Origin of the sequence: Pseudomonas sp. HS6 (genome assembly GCF_023375815.1) — a bacterium.
Classification (GTDB): Bacteria; Pseudomonadota; Gammaproteobacteria; order Pseudomonadales; family Pseudomonadaceae; genus Aquipseudomonas.
Genome location: NZ_CP067412.1, coordinates 672,234 through 696,606, shown reverse-complemented (window position 1 = coordinate 696,606; position 24,373 = coordinate 672,234). Strand labels below are relative to the sequence as shown.

Annotated in this window: 19 protein-coding genes; 5 read left to right on the top strand and 14 right to left on the bottom strand. The window is 59.4% G+C overall.

The window, feature by feature from the left end:
• Positions 1-103: 103 nt before the first annotated feature.
• Positions 104-2,431, bottom strand: coding sequence for a TonB-dependent siderophore receptor (locus JJN09_RS03345; protein ID WP_249485640.1), 2,328 nt, complete (start codon positions 2,429-2,431; stop codon positions 104-106).
• Between the two features lie 208 nt (positions 2,432-2,639).
• Here JJN09_RS03345 and JJN09_RS03340 point away from each other — a divergent pair, with 208 nt between their 5' ends.
• Both JJN09_RS03340 and JJN09_RS03335 read left to right on the top strand, forming a co-directional pair.
• Positions 2,640-3,320 (top strand): Fe2+-dependent dioxygenase, encoded by a 681-nt coding sequence (locus JJN09_RS03340; RefSeq protein ID WP_085698411.1) that lies wholly within the window; start codon positions 2,640-2,642, stop codon positions 3,318-3,320.
• A gap of 57 nt (positions 3,321-3,377) precedes the next feature.
• Positions 3,378-4,079, top strand: coding sequence for a tetratricopeptide repeat protein (locus tag JJN09_RS03335; RefSeq protein WP_249490885.1), 702 nt, complete (start codon positions 3,378-3,380; stop codon positions 4,077-4,079).
• Positions 4,080-4,391: 312 nt separating this feature from the next.
• Here JJN09_RS03335 and JJN09_RS03330 read toward each other — a convergent pair whose 3' ends face one another.
• The 5 genes from JJN09_RS03330 to JJN09_RS03310 form a co-directional block, all read right to left on the bottom strand.
• Positions 4,392-5,555: a type III PLP-dependent enzyme gene (locus JJN09_RS03330; RefSeq protein ID WP_249485638.1), complete on the bottom strand. Its 1,164-nt coding sequence runs from the start codon at positions 5,553-5,555 to the stop codon at positions 4,392-4,394.
• A 591-nt stretch (positions 5,556-6,146) separates the two neighbouring features.
• Positions 6,147-7,301: a betaine/proline/choline family ABC transporter ATP-binding protein gene (locus JJN09_RS03325; protein WP_249485636.1), complete on the bottom strand. Its 1,155-nt coding sequence runs from the start codon at positions 7,299-7,301 to the stop codon at positions 6,147-6,149.
• Positions 7,298-7,951: an ABC transporter permease gene (locus tag JJN09_RS03320; RefSeq protein ID WP_085729571.1), complete on the bottom strand. Its 654-nt coding sequence runs from the start codon at positions 7,949-7,951 to the stop codon at positions 7,298-7,300. The genes JJN09_RS03325 and JJN09_RS03320 overlap by 4 nt, the downstream gene beginning before the upstream one ends.
• Positions 7,952-7,964: 13 nt before the next feature.
• Positions 7,965-8,858 (bottom strand): glycine betaine ABC transporter substrate-binding protein, encoded by an 894-nt coding sequence (locus tag JJN09_RS03315; RefSeq protein ID WP_249485634.1) that lies wholly within the window; start codon positions 8,856-8,858, stop codon positions 7,965-7,967.
• A gap of 21 nt (positions 8,859-8,879) precedes the next feature.
• Positions 8,880-9,569 (bottom strand): ABC transporter permease, encoded by a 690-nt coding sequence (locus tag JJN09_RS03310; RefSeq protein ID WP_169432591.1) that lies wholly within the window; start codon positions 9,567-9,569, stop codon positions 8,880-8,882.
• 356 nt (positions 9,570-9,925) lie between these two features.
• On the opposite strand from JJN09_RS03310, the gene JJN09_RS03305 reads away from it, so the two are divergent.
• From JJN09_RS03305 to JJN09_RS03295, 3 genes are all read left to right on the top strand, one after another.
• A complete protein-coding gene (locus tag JJN09_RS03305; RefSeq protein WP_249485632.1) occupies positions 9,926-11,509 on the top strand; it encodes a peptide chain release factor 3 in 1,584 nt (527 codons plus the stop codon).
• 134 nt (positions 11,510-11,643) lie between these two features.
• Positions 11,644-12,879, top strand: coding sequence for an MFS transporter (locus tag JJN09_RS03300; RefSeq protein ID WP_249485629.1), 1,236 nt, complete (start codon positions 11,644-11,646; stop codon positions 12,877-12,879).
• Between the two features lie 156 nt (positions 12,880-13,035).
• Positions 13,036-13,293: a hypothetical protein gene (locus JJN09_RS03295; RefSeq protein ID WP_249485627.1), complete on the top strand. Its 258-nt coding sequence runs from the start codon at positions 13,036-13,038 to the stop codon at positions 13,291-13,293.
• Positions 13,294-13,395: 102 nt separating this feature from the next.
• Here JJN09_RS03295 and JJN09_RS03290 read toward each other — a convergent pair whose 3' ends face one another.
• From JJN09_RS03290 to JJN09_RS03255, 8 genes are all read right to left on the bottom strand, one after another.
• A complete protein-coding gene (locus tag JJN09_RS03290) occupies positions 13,396-14,376 on the bottom strand; it encodes a peptide ABC transporter ATP-binding protein (RefSeq protein ID WP_192559768.1) in 981 nt (326 codons plus the stop codon).
• On the bottom strand, positions 14,376-15,344 hold the full coding sequence (locus JJN09_RS03285) for an ABC transporter ATP-binding protein (protein ID WP_249485625.1): 969 nt from the start codon (positions 15,342-15,344) through the stop codon (positions 14,376-14,378). Before JJN09_RS03285 ends, JJN09_RS03290 begins: the two co-directional genes overlap by 1 nt.
• Positions 15,345-15,354: 10 nt before the next feature.
• On the bottom strand, positions 15,355-16,281 hold the full coding sequence (locus JJN09_RS03280) for an ABC transporter permease subunit (RefSeq protein ID WP_249485621.1): 927 nt from the start codon (positions 16,279-16,281) through the stop codon (positions 15,355-15,357).
• Between the two features lie 11 nt (positions 16,282-16,292).
• Complete coding sequence (locus JJN09_RS03275; protein WP_096818896.1) at positions 16,293-17,303, bottom strand: ABC transporter permease subunit; 1,011 nt, start codon at positions 17,301-17,303, stop codon at positions 16,293-16,295.
• Between the two features lie 73 nt (positions 17,304-17,376).
• A complete protein-coding gene (locus JJN09_RS03270) occupies positions 17,377-18,972 on the bottom strand; it encodes an ABC transporter substrate-binding protein (RefSeq protein WP_249485619.1) in 1,596 nt (531 codons plus the stop codon).
• 78 nt (positions 18,973-19,050) lie between these two features.
• Entirely contained in the window at positions 19,051-20,463 is a 1,413-nt protein-coding gene (locus JJN09_RS03265) for an OprD family porin (RefSeq protein ID WP_249485617.1), read from the bottom strand.
• Positions 20,464-20,641: 178 nt separating this feature from the next.
• On the bottom strand, positions 20,642-22,240 hold the full coding sequence (locus JJN09_RS03260; protein WP_249485615.1) for an ABC transporter substrate-binding protein: 1,599 nt from the start codon (positions 22,238-22,240) through the stop codon (positions 20,642-20,644).
• A 294-nt stretch (positions 22,241-22,534) separates the two neighbouring features.
• Complete coding sequence (locus JJN09_RS03255; RefSeq protein WP_249485613.1) at positions 22,535-24,157, bottom strand: ABC transporter substrate-binding protein; 1,623 nt, start codon at positions 24,155-24,157, stop codon at positions 22,535-22,537.
• Positions 24,158-24,373 lie beyond the last annotated feature (216 nt).

The following is a 24,373-nucleotide window of genomic DNA, read 5'->3' as shown; positions in this document are numbered from 1 at the left end:
GTTCACGGCGTGCATTATGCCGTGGCCTATCGAGAAACGTTCTTTATTACGCACAAAAGCCCCGTTCAAGTGAATGAACGGGGCCCGAGGCTTCCGGCTTCTATCAGAAGTGGAAGTTGGTGCTCAGCAATGCCGTACGGCCCGCCGCCTGGTTGGCGAAGTGAGTCGAGAAGGCTTTGTCGTAGTAGGTTTCGTTGGTCAGGTTCTGCACGTTCAGTTGCAGGTCGACGTTCTTGGTCAGCTTGTACGCAGCCATTGCGTCGTAGCGAACATAGGAATCGACCATAGTGGTGTTGGCCACGCTGCCGAACACGTCATCCACGTAGAACGCACCGCCACCGATGGTCAGCTTCGGCGTGACCTGGTAAGTGGTCCACAGGCTGGCGCTGTTTTTCGGTGTGTTAGGCAGTTCGTTGCCGTTGTTGGCTTTGTTGGCCGGCAGGTCACCACCGTCCACTTGTTCGCTGTCCATGTATGCGTAACCGGCGAACACTTGCCACTTGTCGGTGATCTTGCCGCTGGCGGACAACTCGATACCTTGTACACGAGTCTTACCGGCGTTTTCGTACGACGTGGTATCAACCTGGACACGAGCGTTTTCTTTCTCGGTGCGGAAGATGTCGGCGGTCAGCGACAGGCGATCGTTCAACAGATCCCACTTGGTGCCGATTTCGTAGTTCTTGGTGGTTTCCGGCTCCATGTCGCTCTTGAGCAGGTTGCCGTTGCGATCCGGCGTGCCGCCCAGCGGGTTGCCGTCCATGCCTTCGCCCAGGGTGTTGCCCGGTGGCGTGGCGGAGGTGGCGTAGGACGCATAGATGCTGCCGTTCTCTGCCGGTTTGTAGACGATACCGAACTGACCGGTGACGAACTCGCTGGTGTCCGCACCTTTGGAGGTGGTGGTGCCAGCGTTGTTGTAAGTGTGGTAGCCGGTTTCGAAGTGGTCGTAACGCAGGCCCATGTTCACCAGCCATTGCTGGGACAGCTCCAGGGTGTCGAACACATACAGCGCGTAGGTATCGGACTGGGTATCGGTGCCGGCGTAGTTGCGCGAAATGGCGCCGTTCCACGGATCGTTCGGGTTCGGGTTCGACAGCGAGGTGCAGTTGTAGCCGCTCGACGCGCCGATCATCGACGGGGTGCAGTTGGTGCTGGAGTTGCCAGCGCTGCGCGGCGTGGTGTCGGTGTTGACGTTGTACGAGGACTTCTGGCTTTCCTCACGGGTGTATTCGACACCGGTGGAGAAGCTGTTCTTGAAGCCTGCAACGTAGAAGTTGCCGAACAGGTCAGTCTGGTTGGTGGTGGTCTCGGTGTTGCTCACGCGAGTGTTCGCACGACGCCAGACACTGCCGTTGTTGACGTTGCCCTTGCTGTCGTCTGGCTGGGTCAGGATGTAATCCTGCATGCTGGTGCCGTGACGCAGGGTGTTCTTGAGGGTCAGCGAGTCGTTCAGGTCATGCTCGATGGCGAAGGTCGCGGTGTCGGTGCGGCCCTTGCGGAAGTCGCGACCGTCCAGACCGTAGAAGTTGCTGTGATCGCCGCCGGAGTACGGCTTGTCCGGGTTGGACTTGGTACGCGCGGCCGAGCCAGCCTTCGGAATGGTGTACGGGATGCCCGAGTCCGGGGTGTCGTTGCTTTCGAGATGGTAGTAGTCGAGGTTGACGCGGGTGTCGGTGCCCAGGCCGAAGGCCAGGGAGGGTGCGATGCCCCAGCGGTCGTAGTCGACGCTGTCACGGCCGGCGACGTTGCTCTCGTGGCTCATCAGGTTCAGACGGCCGGCAGCGGTGTCGCTGAACTGATAGTTGCCATCCATTGTGTAACGCTGGGTCTGGTCGGAGCCCCAGGTGAAACCACCGTCGAACGAGTTGCCCAGGTGCGCTTTCTTGCTCACCAGGTTGATGCTGCCGCCAGCCGCGCCGCGACCACCGATGGCGGAGTTCGGGCCCTTGCTGACTTCGATGTTTTCTACGGCGAAGATCTCGCGGCTCTGCGAACCGGTGTCGCGCACGCCGTCGAGGTAAGTGTCACCTTGGGCGTCGAAACCACGGATGAACGGACGGTCGCCCTGTGGGTTGCCACCTTCACCGGCACCGAAGGTGATGCCCGGTACGGTGCGCAGCGCATCCTGCATGTTCAGGGCGCCGGTGTCCTTCAGGACTTGTTGCGGAATAACGGTAACCGAGCGCGGTGTATCGACCAACGGCGCGGTGTACTTGGGCGAGGAGGCTTTCTCGACCTGGTAGGACGTCGAGTCCTGGGCTTCGCCGGTGATGGCGGTGGCGTCCAGGGCAATGGCATTGCCGGAGGCTTTGCTGTCGGTCTTTTCAGCGGCGAACACCATGTGGCCAGCGGAGCCGGCGGTGATTGCCACGCCGATGGCGGAAGCGAGCAGACGTGGTGAACTGACCGGTAATTGTGCGTGTTGACGTGCCATTTTTATTTCCCCTCCCCAAGGATTTGAGGCGGCGGAATATAGGGTAAACAGGTATTCGTATCAATTGCGAAACATTGCTATCCGCACTGAATTTACATTCTTTACAATTTAACCTTACGGTTTTTGCCAGTTCATTCGTCTAGCGGGTTTTACACAGCCAATAAGAATCAATACCATTGCCGCCTCTTTGCCATCAGGTGACTTCGACATGCTGCTGCACATCCCCGCTCTGTTCGAGAAAGACGAAGTGCGGCGCATCCGCGAGGCTCTGGAGCAAGCCGACTGGGCCGATGGCAAGATCACCGCCGGCTATCAATCGGCCAAGGCCAAGCACAATCTGCAATTGCCGGAAGGCCATCCGCTGGCCAAGGAAATCGGCGCCGCGATGCTCGAACGCCTGTGGAAAAATCCGCTGTTCATGTCCGCCGCGCTGCCGCACAAGGTATTTCCGCCGTTACTCAACTGCTACACGGCGGGTGGCAGTTTCGACTTCCACATCGACAACGCGGTGCGCCAGCCCAAGGGCAGCATCGAGCGCGTACGCACGGATTTGTCCGCCACGCTGTTCTTCAGCGAGCCGGAGGACTACGACGGCGGCGAGCTGGAAATCCAGGACACCTTCGGCACTCAGCGAGTGAAACTGCCCGCCGGCGACATGGTGCTGTACCCCGGCACCAGCCTGCACAAGGTCAACGCAGTCACGCGCGGTGCGCGGTATGCCTCGTTCTTCTGGACCCAAAGCCTGGTGCGCGAAGACAGTCAGCGCGCCTTGCTGTTCGAGATGGACGGCGCGATCCAGCAACTGACTCAAGATATGCCCGATCACCCTTCGTTGATCCGCCTCACCGGCACCTACCACAACCTGTTGCGTCGCTGGGTCGAGGTGTAAGTGGCGGACTTTCGCTTGCGCCGCGAGGAAGTCCTCGATGGCGAACGCCTCACCGCCATGCTTGAAGAAAGCCCGGCCCGTGCGGCGCAGGCCATTCTGATGGCGGCAGGTGAGGGCGTGCTGGAGGCTCAGGCGCTGCTCGGGCAGATTCTGCTCGATGGTCATGGGATTGCTCAGGATCAACCGCTGGCATTGCGCTGGTTTGACATCGCCGCCGGGCAAGGGCATCTGATGGCGCGCAACATGCTCGGCCGCTGTCATGAACACGGATGGGGTTGTGTGACCGACGCGGCAGTTGCCGCCAAGCATTATCGCGTTGCAGCGGATGACGGGCTGGATTGGGCGATGTACAACTTCGCCAATCTGCTTGCAACCGGGCGCGGTGTTGTCGTCGATCATCTTCAGGCCATGGCGTTGTATCAACGTGCGGCCGAGGCCGGTCATGCCAAGTCGATGAACCTGCTCGGACGTTATCTGGAAGAAGGGCAAGTGTGCCCGGCGAATCCGGTAGCGGCCCGTGACTGGTATCGACGTTCGGCCGAGGGCGGGGACTTTCGCGGGCAGTTCAGTTATGCGGCGGTGCTGGCGGCTGAGGGGCAAGTGGATGTCGCGCTGGTCTGGCTGGAGAAAGCGCTGGCTGGCGGCAACCTGAATTTCCTGCGAGTGGCGAGCCAGGCGCTTTTAAGTGCGACAGATCCCAGAATCCAGGGGATGGCTGCTCGGTTCGCGCGTCGATGCATAGACTTGCAGCGCGTCTGAATTCGCAAGCCCTCACCCTGACCCTCCCGAAACGTCGGACCGCCCGGAGGGAGAGGGGACCGATTGGGGGATGCTTGAGAGGTGCGCCGACCTGAAAGTGCTTTGCTGAATCCATAATCGGCGCGGTATTTCCGGTCGGTGAATGACGCTTTACACCTCGGTGGCTCCCTCTCCTTTGGGAGAGGGCTGGGGAGAGGGGCCTCGGTCTCAAGTCCCCCGCAAAACTTCAAGCCGAACGCACAGACACAAAAAAGCCCATGACGTGTCATGGGCTTTTCACTTGCAGCTCGCAGCTTGAAACTCCAGCGGCGCTTACACGTAGAACGATTTCAGCGGCGGGAAGCCATTGAACTCTACGGCGCTGTAACTGGTGGTGTACGCACCGGTCGACAGCCAGTACAGACGATCACCGATCGCCAGGTTCAGCGGCAGGCCGTACTTGTAGTTTTCGTACATGATGTCGGCGCTGTCGCAGGTCGGGCCGGCGATCACGACTTCTTCCATCTCGCCTTTCTTCTCGGTCCAGATCGGGAACTTGATCGCTTCGTCCATGGTTTCGATCAGGCCGGAGAACTTGCCCACATCGGTATAAACCCAACGCTCGACGGCGGTACGGGATTTACGTGCAACCAATACCACTTCGCTGACCAGGATGCCGGCGTTGGCGATCAGCGAACGGCCCGGCTCCAGAATGATTTCCGGCAGGTCATCACCGAAGTCTTCCTTCAGGAAGCGGATGATTTCTTCGGCGTAGGTTTCCAGGCTGTTGGTGCGGGTGATGTAGTTGGCCGGGAAGCCACCGCCCATGTTGATCAGCTTCAGGTGGATGCCGTCTTCTTCTTTCAAGCGTTCGAAGATCACTTTGACCTTGGCGATCGCCGCGTCCCAGACGCTGATGTCGCGCTGTTGCGAACCGACGTGGAACGAGATGCCGTATGGCACCAGGCCCAGGTCACGGGCGAGGATCAGCAGGTCCATGGCCATGTCGGTCTGGCAGCCGAATTTGCGCGACAGTGGCCAGTCAGCGGTGGTCGAGCCTTCGGTCAGGATGCGCACGTAGATTTTCGAGCCCGGCGCAGCCTTGGCGATATTGCGCAGGTCGGCTTCGGAGTCGGTGGAGAACAGACGCACACCCTTCTCGTAGAAGTAGCGAATGTCCTTGGATTTCTTGATGGTGTTGCCGTAGCTGATGCGGTCGGCGCTGACGCCGCGGCCCAGCACTTTGTCCAGCTCATAGATCGAGGCGATGTCGAAGCTCGAACCTTTCTCTTTGAGCAGGTCGATGATCTCGACGGCCGGGTTGGCCTTGACCGCGTAGTAGACCTTGGCGAATTCGAAACCGGCGCGCAGGTCATCGTAGGCCTGGCTGATCATCGCGGTGTCGATCACCACGAACGGGGTTTCTTGCGTGTCGGCGAACGCCTTCATTTTGTCAAAAGTGGCGCGCGCGAAATAGTCTTCGACCTGGATCGACATGCTGGGAGCTCCTATGGGCAAACTCGTAAAAACAATGGGTGCAAATGAACGCCCTCCGTATCCCCACTTTGGTTCGCCTACTTCCCAAGGCATGTCGCCGAAAGCAAAAAGGCCATGGGAAATGTAGCTTTCTTTCCCTTGGCCTTGCTGTCTCGTCGTCAGTACTTGAGCCGGATGGATCGTTTCCAGCATGGACGTTCGGCGCGAACTTTAGGGCGTGAGGGGCCTGAGATCAACTAAAAATGTCGCGTTTTTGCACGGTTCTGACGTGTGTCGCGGATATCACTCTTTGTAGCCGACCGAGATGACGGTCAGATGTTCCGCAATAATTTTCAGGTGTTAAAAATACCTGCACGTTCGACGCTGATGCTTGCCAACTCGCGGATAACTACGATCACTTCAACATCGGCGACGTTGGCGGCGAGAAGGGTAGTTGAGGGGGAACTTGCTGGTTGAGGCTGACAAGATCGTCCGAGTTCGCACCTCTGATGTGTTGATATTTCTTGCCGGCTCATCGTCGGCAAAAAAAACACGGCTTTGAGGTTCCGACGGTCGAAAAAAAGGGCTGTCGAACAGCCCTTTGAATCTTGATCAGGCCACCACCTCGGCCGGCGACACAATATTGGTCTTCATTCCGCGTGAACGACCCGAACTCAGGTAAGCCGCAATCGACTCCTGAGTCACCTCGCCGAGGAACACTCGCTCGGCATCCATCACCGGCAACCACGCACGATTGAACTCGTACATTCGCGACAACAGGATGCGCAAATGCTCGTCATATGCAGCGGTGGCGTTGAACTCACGCAGGAACTGCGCACAGGTGCCGGTCTGACGGTGCAGGTCGCGACGTCGTACATACCCCAGCGCCTTGTTCTCGGCACAGGTGACCACTACATAACGGCGGTCATGCTCGTCCATCAACTCCAGCGCATCGGCGACCGGGGTTTCCGGGCTCACCGATGGCGCGTTGTCTGCGGCGTCTTCGGCTTTCACCAGCAGCAGGCGTTTGAGCGTGCTGTCCTGGCCGACGAAGTTGCTGACAAAGTCGTCCGCCGGATGGGCGAGCAGGGTGTCCGGGTGATCGATCTGCAACAGCTTGCCGGCGCGGAAGATCGCGATTTTGTCGCCGAGTTTGATCGCCTCGTCGATGTCGTGGCTGACCATGATCACGGTCTTGTTCAGCGCGCGCTGCATCTCGAAGAACTCGTTCTGGATCATTTCACGGTTGATCGGGTCGACCGCGCCGAACGGTTCGTCCATCAGCAACAGCGGCGCATCCGCCGCCAGCGCGCGGATCACGCCGATCCGTTGCTGCTGGCCGCCGGACAGTTCACGCGGATAACGATGCAGATATTGCTTGGGTTCAAGCTTGATCATGCTCATCAGTTCGCGGGCGCGGTCGTGGCATTTCTGTTTGTCCCAGCCGAGCAGTTTCGGCACGACGACGATGTTCTCTTCGATGGTCATGTTCGGGAACAGACCGATCTGCTGGATCACGTAACCGATGTTGCGGCGCAGGGTCACTTCGTCGAGGTCGGTGGTGTCTTCGCCGTTGATCAGGATCTTGCCCGAGGTCGGTTTGATCAGGCGGTTGATCATTTTCAGCGTGGTGCTTTTGCCGCAACCCGATGGCCCGAGGAATACGCAGATTTCGCCTTCATTGACGGTCAGGCTCACCGAATCCACGGCTTTCACGTCTTTGCCGTTGCTTTGGAAGGTCTTGCTGAGGTTTTGAAGTTCGATCATTTGAGTAATCCTTTTGGAGTCAAAGAGCGTTGCAGCCACTGCAAAAACAAATCGGCGAAGATCGCCAGAAGACTGACAAGCAGCGCGCCGACGATGAGCATCGACATGTCACTGCGGCTGATGGAGGCGAGGATCAGCACGCCGAGGCCACCGGCGCCAATGGTCGCGGCGATGGTCATTACGCCGATGTTCATCACCACGGCGGTGCGCACGCCGGCGAGGATCACCGGCACCGCAATCGGCAACTCGACCATCCGCAGGCGCTGGCCGAAGGTCATGCCGATGCCGCGTGCGGCTTCACGAATGCCCGGTTCGACACCGGTCAGGGCGAGGTAGGTGTTGCGCATGATCGGCAGCAGTGAATAAAGGAACACTGCCGTGATTGCCGGCATCGGACCGAGGCCCTGGCCGAATTTCGAGTAGAACGGCAGCAGCAGGCCGAACAGCGCAATCGACGGCACGGTCAGCAGCACCGTGGCGCTGGCCTGCAAGGGACCGGCGAGGCTCGGGAAGCGCGTCATCAAAATGCCCAGCGGCACGCCGATGAGAATCGCCAGGCTGACGGCGATGCCGACCAGGGTGATGTGCTGCCAGGTCAGGTGCATCACCTGCTGCCAGTCGAGGTGGGAAAAGGCGTTCAAAAATTCCATGACTTTTCCTCCTTTAGTTCAGTGGATGCTGGCGCAGGAAATCGGCAGCGACTTTCGACGGGCTCTCGTGATCGACATCGACCCGTGCGTTGAGCTGGCGCATGGTTTCGTCGTCGAACAGTTCGGCCAGCGGCTTGAGTTGCTCCGCCAGTTGCGGGTGCGCGTCGAGGTAGGCCTGACGCACCACTGGCGCGGCGGTGTAGTCCGGGAAGTAATGCTTGTCGTCTTCCAGCAGCTTCAGACCGAACGCGTTGAGTCGACCGTCAGTGGTGTAGACCAGACCGGCAAACACCTGACCATTGCGCAGCGCGGTGTAGACCAGACCCGCATCCATCTGCCGGATGTTCTGGCGCGTCAGGTTCATGTCGTACAGCTTGACCATGCCGTCCAGACCGTCGGAGCGGTTGGCGAACTCGGTGTCCAGCGCGACCAGGTGATTGCTCTTGGCCTCGCTGCGCAGCACGTCGTTCAATTGGCTGATGTTGCTGATCTGCGGGTATTGCTCGGCGACCGTTTTGGGCAGGGCGAGGGCGTAGGTGTTGCTGAATTTCGACGGCGTCAGCCAGACCAGACCTTTTTTCGCGTCGAGTTCTTTCACCCGGGCGTAGGACTGTTCGCTGTCGAGTTTCTCGGTGACATGGTTGTAGGCCACCAGCGATACGCCGGTGTATTCCCAGAGCATATCCAGTTGCCCGCTCTCGTGGGCGCTGCGGGCCAGGTTGCTGCCCAGACCTCCGGTGATCTGCGCGTCGTAGCCTTTGCTGCGCAGGTATTGGGCGGTGATTTCCGCGAGCAGGGTTTGCTCGGTGAACACCCGGGCGCCGAGACGAATGAGCGGCTTTTCCGCCGCCTGGGCAAATCCTGCGAACAGCAGGGCGCAGCCTAAGATCAAGCTAAGTCGTTTCATGAATATTCCTTTGCCGAAGCCTTAAGACGGGCGCAAACCGCGTTCCAGCCAGAGACGGCTGGCGAGGGTGACCACGCCATCGAGCAGCAGGGCCAGCAGCGCGGTGCACGCGGCGCCGAGCAACAGTTGCGGCTGATTGTTCAGGGCTATGCCGGGGAAAATCAGGCTGCCGAGGCTGTTGGCGCCGATCAGGAAGGCCAGCGGCGCAGTACCGACGTTGATCGCCAGTGCCACGCGCACACCGCCGACGATGATCGGCACGGCGTTGGGCAACTCGACTTGCCACAGCACCTGACGCGGGGTCATGCCGATGCCGACGGCGGCTTCTTTCAGCGAACCCTGAACGTTTTTCAGGCCTTCATAGGTGTTGCGCACAATCGGCAAAAGCGAGGCGAGGAACAAAGCGAAGATCGCCGGACCGCTGCCGATGCCGAGAATCCCCAGGGCAATCGCGAGCACGGCCAGCGGTGGCACGGTGTTGCCGATGTTGAAGATCTGCATGAAGCGTTCGGCGCGGCCGACCATGGTCGGGCGGCTCAGGAAGATACCGGCGGGGATGCCCACGACAAGGGCGGCCAGCATTGAAGCGAGGACGAGAATCAGATGAGCTTGCAGGTAAAACAACAAATCGTCGCGGTAGTGTTCGATCGTGTTGATGCCGATCCAGTGGACCAGCAGGGCCAGGAGTGCGATCACCACCGCACCTCCCATCAGCCCTTTGCCATAGCGGATAGCCACAGGCGGACTCCTTTTTTATAGTCGGCGAACGCCGTCCCGTGTGGCATGCCATGCCTGGCTGCCGGGAATAAACGTTCGCGAGAAGCAGCTCCCCCAGCACCGGCAACAGCGGTCTGAAAGCGAGCCATGAGCGCAGCCTCGTCAGGCTAACTTGCTGATTTTTCAGCCCCTGACGAAAAGTCGTAACAGGGGATGGACGTCTCCGTGCTTTAAAAGGTTCCCATCCACGGCAGCATTTGGCCACCCTTAATGTGCTCAACGGTTCGGTTATTGCGTTGACTTGGGCTATAATCGCGGCCCTTTTTTGAATCACCGCCAGGCGATTTCCTATGACCAACCAGGCCGCCGAAGTCGCGAAACGCCGCACTTTCGCCATTATTTCCCACCCCGATGCCGGTAAAACCACCATCACCGAAAAGCTCTTGCTGATGGGCAAGGCGATTGCCGTGGCCGGTACGGTGAAATCCCGTAAGTCCGACCGCCACGCGACATCCGACTGGATGGAGATGGAAAAGCAGCGGGGGATCTCGATTACTACGTCGGTCATGCAGTTCCCGTATCGCGAACACATGATCAACCTGCTCGACACCCCGGGCCACGAAGACTTCTCCGAAGATACCTACCGTACCCTGACGGCAGTGGACTCGGCCTTGATGGTCCTCGACGGCGGTAAAGGTGTAGAGCCACGTACCATCGCGCTGATGGACGTCTGCCGTTTGCGTGACACGCCGATCGTCAGCTTCATCAACAAACTCGACCGTGACATCCGCGACCCGATCGAACTGCTCGACGAAATCGAAGCCGTTCTGAAGATCAAGGCTGCGCCGATCACCTGGCCGATCGGTTGCTACCGCGACTTCAAGGGCGTGTACCACCTGGCTGACGACTACATCATCGTCTACACCGCCGGTCACGGTCACGAACGCACCGAAACCAAGATCATCGAGAAGCTCGACTCTGACGAAGCCCGCGCACACCTGGGCGACGAGTACGATCGCTTCCTCGAACAGCTGGAGCTGGTGCAGGGCGCCTGCCACGAGTTCAACCAGCAGGAGTTCCTCGACGGTCAGCTGACCCCGGTGTTCTTCGGTACGGCGTTGGGCAACTTCGGTGTCGACCACGTACTCGACGCTGTCGTCGACTGGGCGCCGCGCCCGCTGGCCCGTGTGGCCAACGAGCGCACCGTGGAGCCGGTGGAAGAGAAGTTCTCGGGCTTCATCTTCAAGATCCAGGCAAACATGGACCCGAAACACCGTGACCGCATCGCCTTCATGCGTATCTGCTCCGGCAAGTACGAGAAAGGCATGAAGATGCGCCACGTGCGCACTGGTAAGGATGTGCGCATCGGCGACGCCCTGACGTTCTTCTCCTCCGAGCGTGAGCAGCTTGAAGAAGCCTTTGCGGGCGACATCATCGGTCTGCACAACCACGGCACCATCCAGATCGGCGACACCTTCAGCGAAGGCGAAAGCCTGGGCTTCACCGGCATCCCGCACTTCGCCCCGGAACTGTTCCGCCGCGTACGCCTGCGTGATCCGCTGAAATCCAAGCAACTGCGCCAAGGCTTGCAACAACTGGCCGAAGAAGGCGCGACCCAGGTGTTCTTCCCGGAGCGCAGCAACGACATCATCCTCGGCGCCGTCGGTGTGCTGCAGTTCGATGTGGTCGCCAGCCGCCTGAAAGAGGAATACAAGGTCGAGTGCTCCTACGAGCCGATCACCGTGTATTCCGCGCGCTGGATCGAGTGCAGCGACAAGAAGAAGCTGGAGGAATTCTCCAACAAGGCTGTGGAAAACCTGGCATTGGACGGCGGCGGTCACCTGACCTACCTCGCACCGACCCGCGTCAACCTGGCCCTGATGGAAGAGCGCTGGCCGGACGTGAAATTCCGTGCGACGCGTGAGCATCACTAAGCGCTGACTGGCGACACCCGAAAGCCCACTGATAAAACAGTGGGCTTTTTTTTGCCTGTTGATTGAGTATGAGCGGGTCCATTTGATCCGGGTGTGAACCTGTGGCGAAGAATGATCAAGGAGGGATCAAGGTAATGACCGGTCGGTTGATTCATCTGCTGCGGCTCGACGGTTACTTCAGCACCATGTCTTGGGTGTTGGCGGCGCTGTTGTTTATCAATCGGCTGAGCAGCATGGTCAAGCTGTTCATGGCGCTGTACCTGCGTCAGGAGTTGGGCTTCGCCATCGAGACCGTTGGCTGGCTATTGGCGGCGTACGGCGGCGGGCTGTTGATCGGTTCGATGCTGGGCGGCTTGCTCAGCGACCATATCCGCACCGCTCGGCTGACGGCGGCGCTGTTCTTCGTTTCAGCGTGGGTGCTGCTCGGGCTCGGGCTGGTCACGCAGGTGCCATTGCTGGCCGGGTTGCTGTTGCTCAGCGGCACGATCGACGGCGCGATCCGTACGTTGCATCAACGACTGATCATGGAATATTGCGAGGTTGCGCAGCGCCCACGGGCGCAGGCCTTGAGCCGTATTGCGCGAAACCTCGGGATGGCCGCCGCCGGTATCGCGGGTGGTGTGCTGGCGCAGACGGATTTTCGCTGGGTGTTCTTCATCAGTGCGGCGCTGACGCTGGTGGCCTTGCTCTGGTTTGTCCGCACCACCTGGCGGCGACCGATTCTTGTCCCGGAAGAAAAGCTTGAGGCGCAGACCGGCTCGGGCCTGCCGTATCGCGACAAGCCATTCCTCTGGCTGCTGGCGGCGACCGTCCTGCTCGGCATGGCGTTCGACACCGTCTACAGCACGCTCGGCAACTACCTGCGCGATTACTATCGCTTGAGTACCGAGGCCATCGGCTGGCAGTTCGCGATCAACGCAGTCCTTGTCGTGGCGTTGCAGATTCCAATCTCGCATTGGGGCGAACGCTGGGGTTCGCGCTGGCCGTTGATTGCCGGTTGCGTGCTGCTGGCGGTCGGGCTCGGCATGTTGCCGCTGGGTTCCGGTTTGTTTTACGCCTGTCTGTCGACGGTGGTCTGGACCCTCGGCGAAGCGCTGTTCATGCCGCCGCTGAATGTGCTGGTCATGCAGCATGCGCAAACCGGCAAAAGCGGCCAGTACTTCGGCCTGTTTTTCATGGCCTGGAGTGCGAGCGCGCTGCTGTCGCCAGTGCTGAGTGGTCAGCTTTACGGGCAGTTCGGTGGTCACAGCGTCTGGGTGGCCAGTGCGACGCTGGCGCTGATGTCCGTCCCGCTGGTGTATCTGGCGACCCGTTTGCGGGCCTCGAGCAAGCAGCCCTTGCAGAACCGCAAGGCCGCCTCGCTTAGCTGATCCGGTTATGGAGGTTATTCGAAAGCGGTCTGTCCACCCGCAGCAATTATGGGCATTGGTTAGCGTCCTATCTGGTGAACCCGGCTGATCGGAACTAGATTTTATTCAGCGCCGGATCGGCACTCTGGCTTCAACCACGAAAGGATGGAAACGCTCATGAGCATTTTTCAACGCATAGTGTTGTTGCTTAAGGTTTTGGTGATGCTGACGCTCGGCACCACGGCGGCATGGGCGAGTACCGGCGGCCCACCGCAGGGTTTTAACGCTGCCCATGGGCAAGCGGCGGTAATCACGCTCGCCAAGTCCGAATCCGAACCGGGTGATCAGGATCAGGGCGGCAGCAAGGACGATGACGACTCGACCACCGACGAGCCGGACACCGATGATCCGGATGATGGCGATAGCCAGACGTAGATTGCAGGCAAAAGAAAACCCCTTTTCTCCCGACTGATGCGCAATCGAAGGAAAAGGGGTTTGGTCAACTCAACAACCCGCCCCGGCAACAGGGCGGGTTTTTTATGCCGCGCCGTCGAGGAACTGTTCGGCGTAGTGGCAAGCCACCTGCCGATTGTCGAGGTGGCGCAACGCCGGCTCTTCAGTACTGCAACGCTCGGTCGCGTACGGGCAGCGCTTGTGGAAAGCACAGCCCGGTGGCGGGTTCAGCGGATTAGGCAATTCGCCGACGATCTTGATTTTCGGCTTGTTCGGGTCCGGGTGGATGGTCGGGGTTGCCGACAGCAGCGCCTGGGTGTACGGGTGCAGCGGGCGCTCGTAGATGTCGTTCTTCGGGCCCATTTCCACTGGGCGGCCGAGGTACATCACCATCACGTCATCGGCCACGTGTTGCACCACCGCGAGGTTGTGCGAGATGAACACGTAGGCGGTGTTGAACTCCTGCTGCAGATCCATGAACAGGTTAAGTACCTGGGCCTGGATCGACACGTCGAGCGCGGAGGTCGGTTCGTCCGCCACCAGCACTTTCGGTTGCAGCATCATGGCGCGAGCCAGCGCAATACGTTGACGCTGACCGCCGGAGAACATGTGCGGATAACGCTGGTAGTGCTCGGGACGCAAGCCGACCTGCTTCATCATCGCCTGGACTTTCTCGCGACGTTCGGCAGCCGACAGGTTGGTGTTGATCAGCAGCGGTTCGCCGAGCTGGTCACCGACTTTCTGCCGTGGGTTCAACGAGGCGTACGGGCTCTGGAACACCATCTGCACGTCTTTGCGCAGTTGCTTGCGCTGGGCCTTGTCGGCGCCGGCCACTTCTTGCCCGGCGATTTTCAGGGAACCGGACGACGGCTCCTCGATCAGGGTCAGGGCGCGGGCCAAGGTGGATTTGCCACAGCCCGACTCGCCTACAACGGCGAGGGTCTTGCCGGCTTCCAGTTCGAACGACACACCGTTGAGGGCGCGCACGGTCGCGTGGCCCTTGAACAGGCCACGGGAGACTTCGTAGTGACGGGTCAGGTCGCGGGCGGTAAGTACGACGGCCATTACGCCACCTCCTGGTTCAGCGGGTAGAAGCAGCGGGCGAGGCTGTTGCTTTTCGGGTCAAGGGTCGGACGCTGGGTGCGGCAGCTGTCCTGCACGTACGGGCAGCGTGGCGACAACAGGCAGCCTTGCGGGCGGTCGTAACGGCCGGGAACGATGCCCGGCAGGGTCGCCAGACGCTCGGCACCCTGGCTGTGTTCCGGAATCGCCTTGAGCAGCGCTTCGCTGTACGGGTGGGCCGGGATGTCGAACAGTTGCGGCACCTGACCGACTTCAACGGCTTGACCGGCGTACATCACGCACACGCGCTGGGCGGTTTCAGCTACGACGGCGAGGTCGTGGGTGATGAGCACCAGGCCCATGTTCTGCTCTTTCTGCAACGCCAGCAGCAGATCCATGATCTGCGCCTGAATCGTCACGTCGAGTGCGGTGGTCGGCTCGTCGGCGATCAGCAGTTTCGGCTCGCCGGCAATCGCCATGGCGATCGCTACACGCTGGCTCATGCCGCCGGACAGTTGGTGCGGATAGGCGTCCATACGGCTGGAGGCACCCGGGATTTCAACCTTTTCCAGCAGTTCGATGGCGCGTTTGCGCGCTTGCTTGCCGGACATTTTCAGGTGCAGGCGCAGCACTTCTTCGATCTGGAAACCGACGGTGTAGCTCGGGTTGAGCGCGGTCATCGGGTCCTGGAACACCATGGACAGGTCTTTGCCGACGATCTGCCGACGCTGGCGATTGCTCAGCTTGAGCATGTCTTTGCCGTCGAAACTCAGCGAGTCGGCAGTCACGATCCCCGGATGCTCGATCAGGCCCATCAGCGCCATCATGGTCACGGACTTGCCGGAACCCGACTCGCCCACGATGGCCAGGACTTCGCCCTTGTCCACTTTGAGGTCGAGGCCGTCGACCACCGGTGTGGCGTTCTTGTCGCCGAAACGTACGTTGAGATTCTTGATTTCTAACAGTGACATGGGAATCTCCTCAGGCGGCGTTCTTGAGTTTCGGGTCCAGCGCATCGCGCAGACCGTCGCCCATCAAGTTGATTGCCAGCACGCTGAGCAAAATGGTCAAACCAGGCAGACTCACGACCCACCAGGCGCGTTCGATGTAGTCGCGGGCCGAAGCCAGCATGGTGCCCCACTCAGGGGTTGGCGGTTGTACGCCTAGACCGAGGAAGCCCAGGGCGGCGGCGTCGAGGATCGCCGAGGAGAAGCTCAGGGTTGCCTGAACAATCAGCGGTGCCATGCAGTTCGGCAGCACGGTAATGAACATCAGGCGTGGCAGGTTGGCACCGGCCAGGCGCGCGGCGGTCACGTAGTCACGGTTCAGCTCGCCCATCACCGCAGCGCGGGTCAGGCGTACGTAGGACGGCAGCGAGACCACGGCAATGGCGATCACGGTGTTGATCAGGCCAGGGCCGAGGATGGCGACGATCGCCACAGCCAGCAGCAGTGACGGCAGGGCCAGCATGATGTCCATCAGACGCATGATGGTCGGGCCGAGGATCTTGGGGAAAAAACCGGCCAGCAGACCCATGAAGATGCCCGGAATCAGCGACATCACTACCGAGGACAGACCGATCAGCAACGACAGGCGCGAACCCTGGATCAGTCGGGACAGCAGATCACGGCCCAGCTCATCGGTGCCGAGCAGAAACTGCCATTGGCCGCCTTCCAGCCATACTGGCGGGGTCAGCAGGAAGTCGCGGTATTGCTCGCTCGGATTGTGCGGTGCGACCCACGGGGCGAAGATCGCGCAGAACACGATCAGGGTGAAAAACGCCAGCCCGGCGACGGCGCCCTTGTTCTTGGCGAAGGCTTGCCAGAATTCCTTGTAGGGCGACGGATACAGCAGGCTTTGATCCGCGGTCGAAGGGGCGTTGGCTACTGAGGATGTTGGAGTGCTCATGGGTATAGACCTCAGCGCTGGTGACGAATGCGTGGGTTGGCAAAGCCGTAGAGGATGTCCACCACGAAGTTGACCAGAATCACAATGCAGGCAATCAGCAAGATGCCGTTTTGCACGACCGGGTAATCCCGGGCGCCGATGGCTTCGATCAGCCATTTGCCAATGCCGGGCCAGGAGAAAATCGTTTCGGTCAGAACCGCACCGGCCAGCAGAGTACCGACTTGCAGGCCGACCACGGTCAGCACCGGAATCAGTGCGTTGCGCAGGCCGTGAACGAACACGACACGTGCCGGCGACAGGCCTTTGGCACGGGCGGTGCGGATATAGTCTTCACGCAGTACTTCGAGCATGGAAGAACGGGTCATCCGGGCGATTACCGCCAGCGGAATGGTGCCCAGCACGATGGCGGGCAGGATCAGGTGATGCAGATAATCGAGCAGGGCGCCCGGCTCATCGCTGAGCCATGTATCGATCAGCATGAAGTGGGTCTTGCGCTCGACGTCGATGAGCAGGTCGTTCTGTCCGGAAACCGGCGTCCAGCCCAGGCTGACCGAGAAAAACATGATGAGAATCAGGCCCCACCAGAAGATGGGCATCGAATATCCCGTGAGGGATATGCCCATCACCCCATGATCGAACAGAGACCCCCGCTTGAGTGCGGCAATGACGCCGGCCAGCAGCCCGAAGACGCCGGCGAACAGCAGGGCAGCCATCGAGAGTTCGAACGTGGCCGGGAACAGTTGAGTGAATTCGGTCCAGACGCTTTCACGGGTACGCAGGGATTCGCCGAGGTCGCCGTGGGCCAGCTTGCCGATGTAATCCAGGTACTGGGCATACAGGGGCTTGTTCAGACCGAGGCGTTCCATTGCCTGAGCGTGCATTTCGGGATCGACCCGACGTTCGCCCATCATCACTTCCACGGGATCGCCGGGGATCATGCGAATCAATGCGAAAGTCAGCAACGTGATGCCGAAAAACGTGGGGATCAACAACCCCAGTCGGCGGGCAATAAAACTTAACATCTTGTGTGGTACCTCATCGGCCGGTTAGGCGTGCCCGGCGACCCTGGGGTCAGGGAGGCCGGGAGTTTCTTATCTACTTCACCTGGGTGGTGGCGAAGTTATTGGTTGTGAGAGGGCTGATGTGATAACCCTCTACGTTGTTGCGCATTGCTGTGAACATCCGGGTGTGGGCCATGCTGATCCATGGCTGGTCCTGATTGAAGATGGCCTGGGCCTCTTCGTACAGTTTGGCGCGTTCGGCCGGATCTACTTTAGCCCGTGCTTCGTCGAGCAGGGTCTGGAATTTCTCGTTGCACCAGCGAGCGTAGTTTTCGCCGTTCTTGGCAGCTTCGCAACTGAGCATAGGCGTCAGGAAGTTATCCGGGTCGCCGTTGTCGCCCGCCCATCCGGCCGAAACCATGTCGTGTTCGCCGGCTTTGGCGCGTTTGAGCATCTCGCCCCATTCCATCACGCGGATGTCGATCTTGATCCCGACTTTCGCCAGGTCGGCCTGCATCATTTGCGCGCCCAGCATCGGGTTCGGGTTGGTCGGGCCGCCGCCGTTGCGGGTGAACAGGGTGAATGTGGTGCCTTCCGGTACGCCGGCTTCCTTGAGCAAGGCGCGGGCCTTGTCGAGGTCACGTGGCGGGTTCTTCAGGTCGTGGTTGTAGCCGAGCAAGGTGTCAGGGTACGGGTTGACCGCGACGGTCGCGTTGCCTTTGCCGAACAGCGCATTGACGTACGCTTCCTTGTCGAAGGCGATATCGATGGCTTTGCGCACACGGACATCGCTGATGTATTTGTGCTGGGTGTTCATGGCGATGTACGAAACGGTCATCGCGTTCAGCTCATCAACCTTCAGGTTGCTGTCTTTCTTGATGCTCGGGATGTCATCCGGTTTCGGATACAGCGCGACCTGGCACTCATTGGCCTTGAGCTTCTGCAGGCGCACGTTGTTGTCGGTGGCGATGGCCAGGATCAACGCGTCGGCTGGCGGTTTGCCACGGAAGTATTCCGGGTTGGCCTTGAAGCGCACCTGCGCATCCTTGGCGTAACGCTGGAAGATGAACGGGCCGGTGCCGACAGGCTTGTTGTTCAGGTCGCCGGTCTTGTTGGCCTTGAGCAATTGGTCGGCGTATTCGGCAGGATAGATCGCAGTGAACGGCATCGCGACGTCGGCGAGGAACGGCGCTTCGCGGCGGGTCAGAGTGAACTTGACCGTGTGGTCGTCGATTTTCTCGACGTTCTTCAGCAGTTCCTTGAAGCCCATGCTTTCAAAGTACGGGAAGCCCACGCTCGACAGCTTGTGCCACGGGTGATTCGGGTCCAGCTGACGCTGGAAGCTCCAGAGCACGTCGTCGGCATTCATGTCGCGAGTCGGCTTGAAGTATTCGGTGGTGTGGAACTTGACGCCTTTGCGCAGGTGGAACGTGTACGTCAGGCCGTCTTCGCTGATTTCCCAGGAATCTGCCAGCGCCGGGACAATTTCAGTAGTGCCGGGCTTGAAGTCCACCAGACGGTTGAAGATGGTTTCGGCCACCGCGTCGGCAGTGACTGCAGTCGTGTACTGGACCATATCGAAGCCTTCCGGGCTGGCTTCGGTGCAGACCACCAAGGGTTTGGCCGAGACGCCGATGGCGGCGCTCAACAAGGCGGCAGCGATGGCCGCACGTAGGGGAAGCATTTTCATCAAGAACCCTCTGCAATCGGTTGAAGACAAAAAGCCGAACGGCCGACTCGTCACTGAGTCAGCCGTCGGCGTGCGTTTTTACAGGATGTTGAACGGAACGGTGGTCACGAGACGGAACTCGTTGATGCTGCCGTCAGCCTGGTTTTCGCTGGCGCGGTGAGCGGTGTAGGTACCACGGATGGTGGTGGCCTTGAGTGGGCCGCTCTGTACGGCGTAGGTTGCACCGATGCCGTATTCGTAGTGGTGCTCGCCGTCCATGCTGCGTACGTCATACGCGGTGCCGGTGTAGTGAGTACCGTCGATGCCCCAGCCGCGAGCCTGATAGATGTTGAACTTCAGGCCCGGCACGCCGTATTCGGCCATGTTCAGACCGTAAGCGACCTGGAAGGATTTCTCGTTCGGGCCGTTGAAGTCGGACAGCAGGGAGTTGGCCAGGTAGATGCCGTTGGTTTCGTGCAGGTAGTCGAAGTACTCGTTACCGTTAATTTCCTGGTACGAGAAGGTCAGGCTGTGTGCCTGGTGGGTCAGACCGAACGACAGGGAGTAGGTGTCGTTGTCGATGTTGCCCATCTCTTTTTTGCCGGTATCGACAGTTTTGTAGTAGTTCAGGCCGGTGGTCAGGCTCACGACGTTGCTGTCACCCAGCTCGTGGGTGGCGCCAAAGTAGTACTGGTTCCAGAAGTCTTCAACCTTGGACGCGTACAGGCTGGTCTTCAGGCTTTTCAGCGGCTGGTAGTTCAGGCCGACGATGCTCACGCGATCGGTCTCGGCGCCGTTGGCGCTGTACTCGGTGCGGAACTTCGAAAGGCTTTCTTCGGTACGCGGCGATACGCGGTCGAAGCTGCCGGCGTCGAACGACAGGTTGTTCAGTTCTTCGCTGTGCAGGCTGACACCTTCAAAGCTCGAAGGCAGCGCACGGTTGCCGATGGTGTCGACGATTGGCGTGCTGAAGTTCTGGCGACCGGCGGTCAGCGTGGTGTTGGAAACGCGGAACTTGACGTTGGCCAGGCCCAGTTTGCTCCATTGACCTTCAGCGTCACCGCCTTCTTTGGTCAGCGTACGGTTGTTGCCTGCGCCTGGACGCGAACCCGGTGCGCCACCATTGTTGGAGGCCAGATCCTTGCGATCGCGCTCCAGCGCCACGGCGTTGTACGCGGCCACTTCAGTACTGACACCGACGGTGCCCTGAGTGAAGCCGGAGGTGTAGTTGACGATGGTGCCCTGCACCCAGTTGATACGACGATCGGTCGGGGTCGCGACACCGTCTTTGCGGTAGGTGAACTTGCCGCCACGTTTCAGTTGCTCGTTGGCGTACCAGTTACGGGTCGTGCCGCTGATCTTGGAGCCTTCGAGGAAGCCGGTGGCTTCAGCCTGGGCGCTCTGCTCGTTGACGGTAACCGGGGTGAACGCCTGGCTCTGTTCCTCGGCATAAGCCGTGGCGGTGATGCTGCTGATGGCCAGGGCCAGTATCGCGGTGCTGCTCAGTTTCATGGGTGAAGCTCCTTTACTTTCTTTTTATGCCGGCTTTTTTGGGTTGGCCGGTTTTTGGTTTTAGAACTCATTCACACATCGCAAACGTTTGCAAAAGGCCTGATTGGCGAATTTCGGCAAAGCGCTTGCGTGAGGAGGTAGACAGCCTCCTCAGCGTTGCGGCTAGTCGGTTTTTTGTTTAATCGATGCTGACACCCGAAAACACGTTGCGACCGAAGGGGCTGACCTTGAATCCTTCGATCCTGGTGCTTAACGGCTGGTTGACCGTCGAGTGGGCCACAGGCGTGATCGGCACTTGCTGCTTGAGCAACTGCTGGGCCTGTTTGTAGAGCACGGTGCGTTGGTCGCGGTCAGTGACGACCTTGGCCTCTTTGACCAGCTTGTCGTAAGCCGGGTCGCACCACATGGAGTAGTTGTTGCCGCCAATGGCGTCGCAGCTGTACAGCGTGCCGAGCCAGTTGTCCGGATCCCCATTGTCACCGGTCCAGCCGATCAGGCTGATGTCGTGTTCGCCATTTTTGGTGCGCTTTATGTACTCGCCCCATTCGTAGCTGACGATCTTCACTTTCAGACCGATCTTGGCCCAGTCAGCCTGGAGCATTTCGGCCATCAGTTTGGCGTTCGGGTTGTACGGGCGCTGCACCGGCATGGCCCACAGGGTGATCTCGGTGCCTTCCTTGACGCCGGCAGCCTTGAGCAATTCCTTGGCTTTTTCCGGGTTATAGGCGGCGTCCTTGATCGTGGTGTCGTAGGACCATTGGGTCGGCGGCATGGCGTTGACCGCCAGTTGACCGGCACCCTGGTAAACAGCGTTGAGAATCCCTTGTTTATTCACCGCCATGTCCAGCGCCTGACGCACCTCGAGCTGGTCGAACGGTTTGTGGCGCACGTTGTAGGCGATGTAACCGAGGTTGAAGCCCGGCTTTTCGATCAGTTGCAGTTTCGGGTCGTTCTTCAATGCCGGCACATCGGCCGGACGCGGGTGCAGGGTGACCTGGCACTCGCCAGCCTTGAGCTTCTGCACGCGGACCGAAGCATCGGTATTGATCGCGAAAATCAGGTTCTTCAGTTTCACCCGGCTCTGATCCCAGTAATGCGGGTTGCCGGTGTAGCGGATGTTCGAGTCTTTCTGGTAGCTCTTGAACACGAACGGACCAGTGCCGATCGGCTTCTGGTTGATGTCGCTCGGCTTGCCTTCGGCCAGCAGTTTGTCGGCGTATTCGGCAGACAGGATGGCGGCGAAGCTCATGGCGATGTTCTGGATGAACGCGGCGTCGACGCTGTTGAGCGTGAACTGCACGGTCAGCGGCCCGGTCTTCTCGACCTTGGCGATGTTCTTGTTCAGGCTCATCCCGTTGAAATACGGGAACTCGGTCGGATAAGCCTTACGGAATGGGTGTTGTGGGTCGAGCATGCGGTTAAACGTGAACAGCACGTCGTCGGCGTTGAAATCGCGGGTAGGTTTGAAGTACGCCGTTGTATGAAATTTCACCCCTTCACGCAGGTGAAAGGTGTACTTGAGGCCATCCTCGGAAATATCCCAGCTCGTTGCCAGGCCCGGTACGACATTGGTCGCGCCCTTTTCGAATTCGGCCAGACGGTTGTACAGCGGTTCGGCGGCGTCGTTATCGGTCGCGGTCGTGTACTGCGCGGTATCGAAACCGGCTGGGCTGCCTTCGGAGCAGAACACCAGACTGTCGCTGGCGGCAAAACTCGCGGACGTGGCGGCCAACAGGCCGGCGCCCAGCAATGCGGAAAAAACCAAGGTGTGGCGCATGACGCTCCCTCTTATCTCAGTGTTTTTCAATGCGCCGCGATCCCTTCCAGGGAAGTTGTGGCTGCATTGAACTCAAACCAACAGCAAACCGATAGCCCACACAGTCACTGGTCAGAACCTGACGGTAGGGGCCGCAGGTCTGGCAGTAAATGCGCTGAGTCCTAAAGACTCGTAGGAAAAGGCAACACGTCCTAAACCAACCTGGTAAGACCTGGTGGAAATGGATGTAGGCAGATTCCTAACTATTCGGCAGAAAAAAACAGCGGCGACGCTGAAAACGTCGCCGCCGGTTTTTTACTTGACGCTGACGCCGTAGAAGGAGTTCAAGCCGAACGGGCTGATCTTGAAGTCCTGCACGTTGGCGCGCATGGGTTGATACACCGTCGAGTGAGCGATAGGTGTCATAGGGACTGCATCTTTGAGGACGTGCTGCGCCTCTTTGTAGAGTTCGGTGCGCTTGGCTTGGTCTGTGGTGCGCTTGGCTTCTTTCACGAGGCCGTCGAATTTCTTGTCGCACCATTTGGAGAAGTTGTTGCCGCTCAGCGAGTCGCAACCAAACAACACGTTGAGCCAGTTGTCCGGATCACCATTGTCACCGCTCCAGCCAATGATCATGGCCTGGTTCTCGCCACCTTTGGAACGCTTGATGTACTCGCCCCACTCGTAGCTGGTGATCTTCACGTTCAGACCGATCTTCTTCCAGTCGGACTGGAGCATTTCGGCCATCAGTTTGGCGTTCGGGTTGTATGGACGCTGAACCGGCATCGCCCACAGGACGATCTCAGTACCTTCCTTGACGCCGGCTTCCTTGAGCAGCTCTTTGGCTTTCTCAGGATCGTACTTGGCGTCCTTGACGGTGGTGTCGTAGGACCATTGGGTCGGTGGCATGGCGTTGACGGCCAGTTGGCCTGCACCCTGGTAGACCGACTTGATGATTTCCGGCTTGTTCACCGCCATGTCCAGCGCCTGACGTACACGCAGGTCAGCCAGCGGGTTGGCGTCGTTGCTGCCCTTGACCTTGTCCATCACGTTGTAGGCGATGTAGCCCAGGTTGAAACCAGCCTGGTCAGGCATTTTCAGGGTCTTGTCTTCTTTCAGCGCTTGCAGGTCGGCTGGACGCGGGAACAGAGTGACCTGGCACTCGTTCTTCTTCAGCTTCTGGATACGTACCGACGGGTCGGTGGTGATGGCGAAGATCAGGTTGTCGATCTTCACGTCTTCAGGCTTCCAGTAGTCCTTGTTCCCGGTGTAACGGATGTTGGAGTCTTTCTGGTAGCTCTTGAACACGAACGGGCCAGTGCCGACAGGCTTCTGGTTGATGTCGGCAGCCTTGCCTTCCTTCAGCAGCTGGGCTGCGTACTCGGCGGACTGAACCGAAGCGAAGCTCATGGCCATGTTCTGGATGAACGCGGCGTCGACTTCTTTCAGCGTGAACTTGACGGTGTGGTCGTCGACTTTATCGATCTTGGTGATGTTGGTATCCATCCCCATGTCGGTGAAGTACGGGAATTCGGTCGGGTACGCCTTACGGAACGGGTCATCCTTGTTAATCATGCGATTGAAGGTGAACAGTACGTCGTCGGCGTTGAACTCACGAGTCGGCTTGAAATACGGGGTGGTGTGGAACTTGACGCCTTCACGCAGGTGGAAGGTGTAAGTCAGACCATCGGTCGAAATGTCCCAGCTGGTCGCCAGCCCAGGAATCACGGCGGTGCCGCCACGCTCGAACTGGGTCAGACGGTTGAACATGGTTTCGGCTGAGGCGTCGAAGTCGGTTCCGGTGGTGTATTGGCCTGGGTCGAAACCGGCCGGGCTGCCTTCGGAGCAGAACACCAGGTTAGTCGCAGCGGAAGCGAAAGGTGCGGAGGCTAACAAGCCTGCGCCGACTAAAAACGGAATGACCGCGTGTTTAAGCATGTTGGCCTCATGATTTGTTGTCATTTTTTAATATTGAGGTACGACCTCGTGAGTCGTGCCTGCGGATACTTATGCAGGGCCCATACCCAATGCAAGATCCAGAGCGCCCGGCGGCATCAAACGGTGGCACGAACGTACCTTAATGTCGCATCTGTATAACTTCTGACGCATTTGACCGTTTGCGGTCGGTTTTTTCGGTGCAAATGAAGCCCCAAA

Bases quoted from the DNA above. Each gene is read 5' to 3' on its own strand.
- JJN09_RS03270 (WP_249485619.1), bottom strand. From the start codon at position 18,972: ATGAAAATGCTTCCCCTACGTGCGGCCATCGCTGCCGCCTTGTTGAGC.
- JJN09_RS03255 (WP_249485613.1), bottom strand. From the start codon at position 24,157: ATGCTTAAACACGCGGTCATTCCGTTTTTAGTCGGCGCAGGCTTGTTA.
- JJN09_RS03300 (WP_249485629.1), top strand. From the start codon at position 11,644: ATGACCGGTCGGTTGATTCATCTGCTGCGGCTCGACGGTTACTTCAGC.
- JJN09_RS03285 (WP_249485625.1), bottom strand. From the start codon at position 15,344: ATGTCACTGTTAGAAATCAAGAATCTCAACGTACGTTTCGGCGACAAG.
- JJN09_RS03335 (WP_249490885.1), top strand. From the start codon at position 3,378: ATGCTTGAAGAAAGCCCGGCCCGTGCGGCGCAGGCCATTCTGATGGCG.
- JJN09_RS03275 (WP_096818896.1), bottom strand. From the start codon at position 17,303: ATGTTAAGTTTTATTGCCCGCCGACTGGGGTTGTTGATCCCCACGTTT.
- JJN09_RS03265 (WP_249485617.1), bottom strand. From the start codon at position 20,463: ATGAAACTGAGCAGCACCGCGATACTGGCCCTGGCCATCAGCAGCATC.
- JJN09_RS03320 (WP_085729571.1), bottom strand. From the start codon at position 7,951: ATGGAATTTTTGAACGCCTTTTCCCACCTCGACTGGCAGCAGGTGATG.
- JJN09_RS03315 (WP_249485634.1), bottom strand. From the start codon at position 8,858: ATGAAACGACTTAGCTTGATCTTAGGCTGCGCCCTGCTGTTCGCAGGA.
- JJN09_RS03280 (WP_249485621.1), bottom strand. From the start codon at position 16,281: ATGAGCACTCCAACATCCTCAGTAGCCAACGCCCCTTCGACCGCGGAT.
- JJN09_RS03295 (WP_249485627.1), top strand. From the start codon at position 13,036: ATGAGCATTTTTCAACGCATAGTGTTGTTGCTTAAGGTTTTGGTGATG.
- JJN09_RS03345 (WP_249485640.1), bottom strand. From the start codon at position 2,431: ATGGCACGTCAACACGCACAATTACCGGTCAGTTCACCACGTCTGCTC.
- JJN09_RS03305 (WP_249485632.1), top strand. From the start codon at position 9,926: ATGACCAACCAGGCCGCCGAAGTCGCGAAACGCCGCACTTTCGCCATT.
- JJN09_RS03325 (WP_249485636.1), bottom strand. From the start codon at position 7,301: ATGATCGAACTTCAAAACCTCAGCAAGACCTTCCAAAGCAACGGCAAA.
- JJN09_RS03260 (WP_249485615.1), bottom strand. From the start codon at position 22,240: ATGCGCCACACCTTGGTTTTTTCCGCATTGCTGGGCGCCGGCCTGTTG.
- JJN09_RS03310 (WP_169432591.1), bottom strand. From the start codon at position 9,569: ATGGGAGGTGCGGTGGTGATCGCACTCCTGGCCCTGCTGGTCCACTGG.
- JJN09_RS03330 (WP_249485638.1), bottom strand. From the start codon at position 5,555: ATGTCGATCCAGGTCGAAGACTATTTCGCGCGCGCCACTTTTGACAAA.
- JJN09_RS03340 (WP_085698411.1), top strand. From the start codon at position 2,640: ATGCTGCTGCACATCCCCGCTCTGTTCGAGAAAGACGAAGTGCGGCGC.
- JJN09_RS03290 (WP_192559768.1), bottom strand. From the start codon at position 14,376: ATGGCCGTCGTACTTACCGCCCGCGACCTGACCCGTCACTACGAAGTC.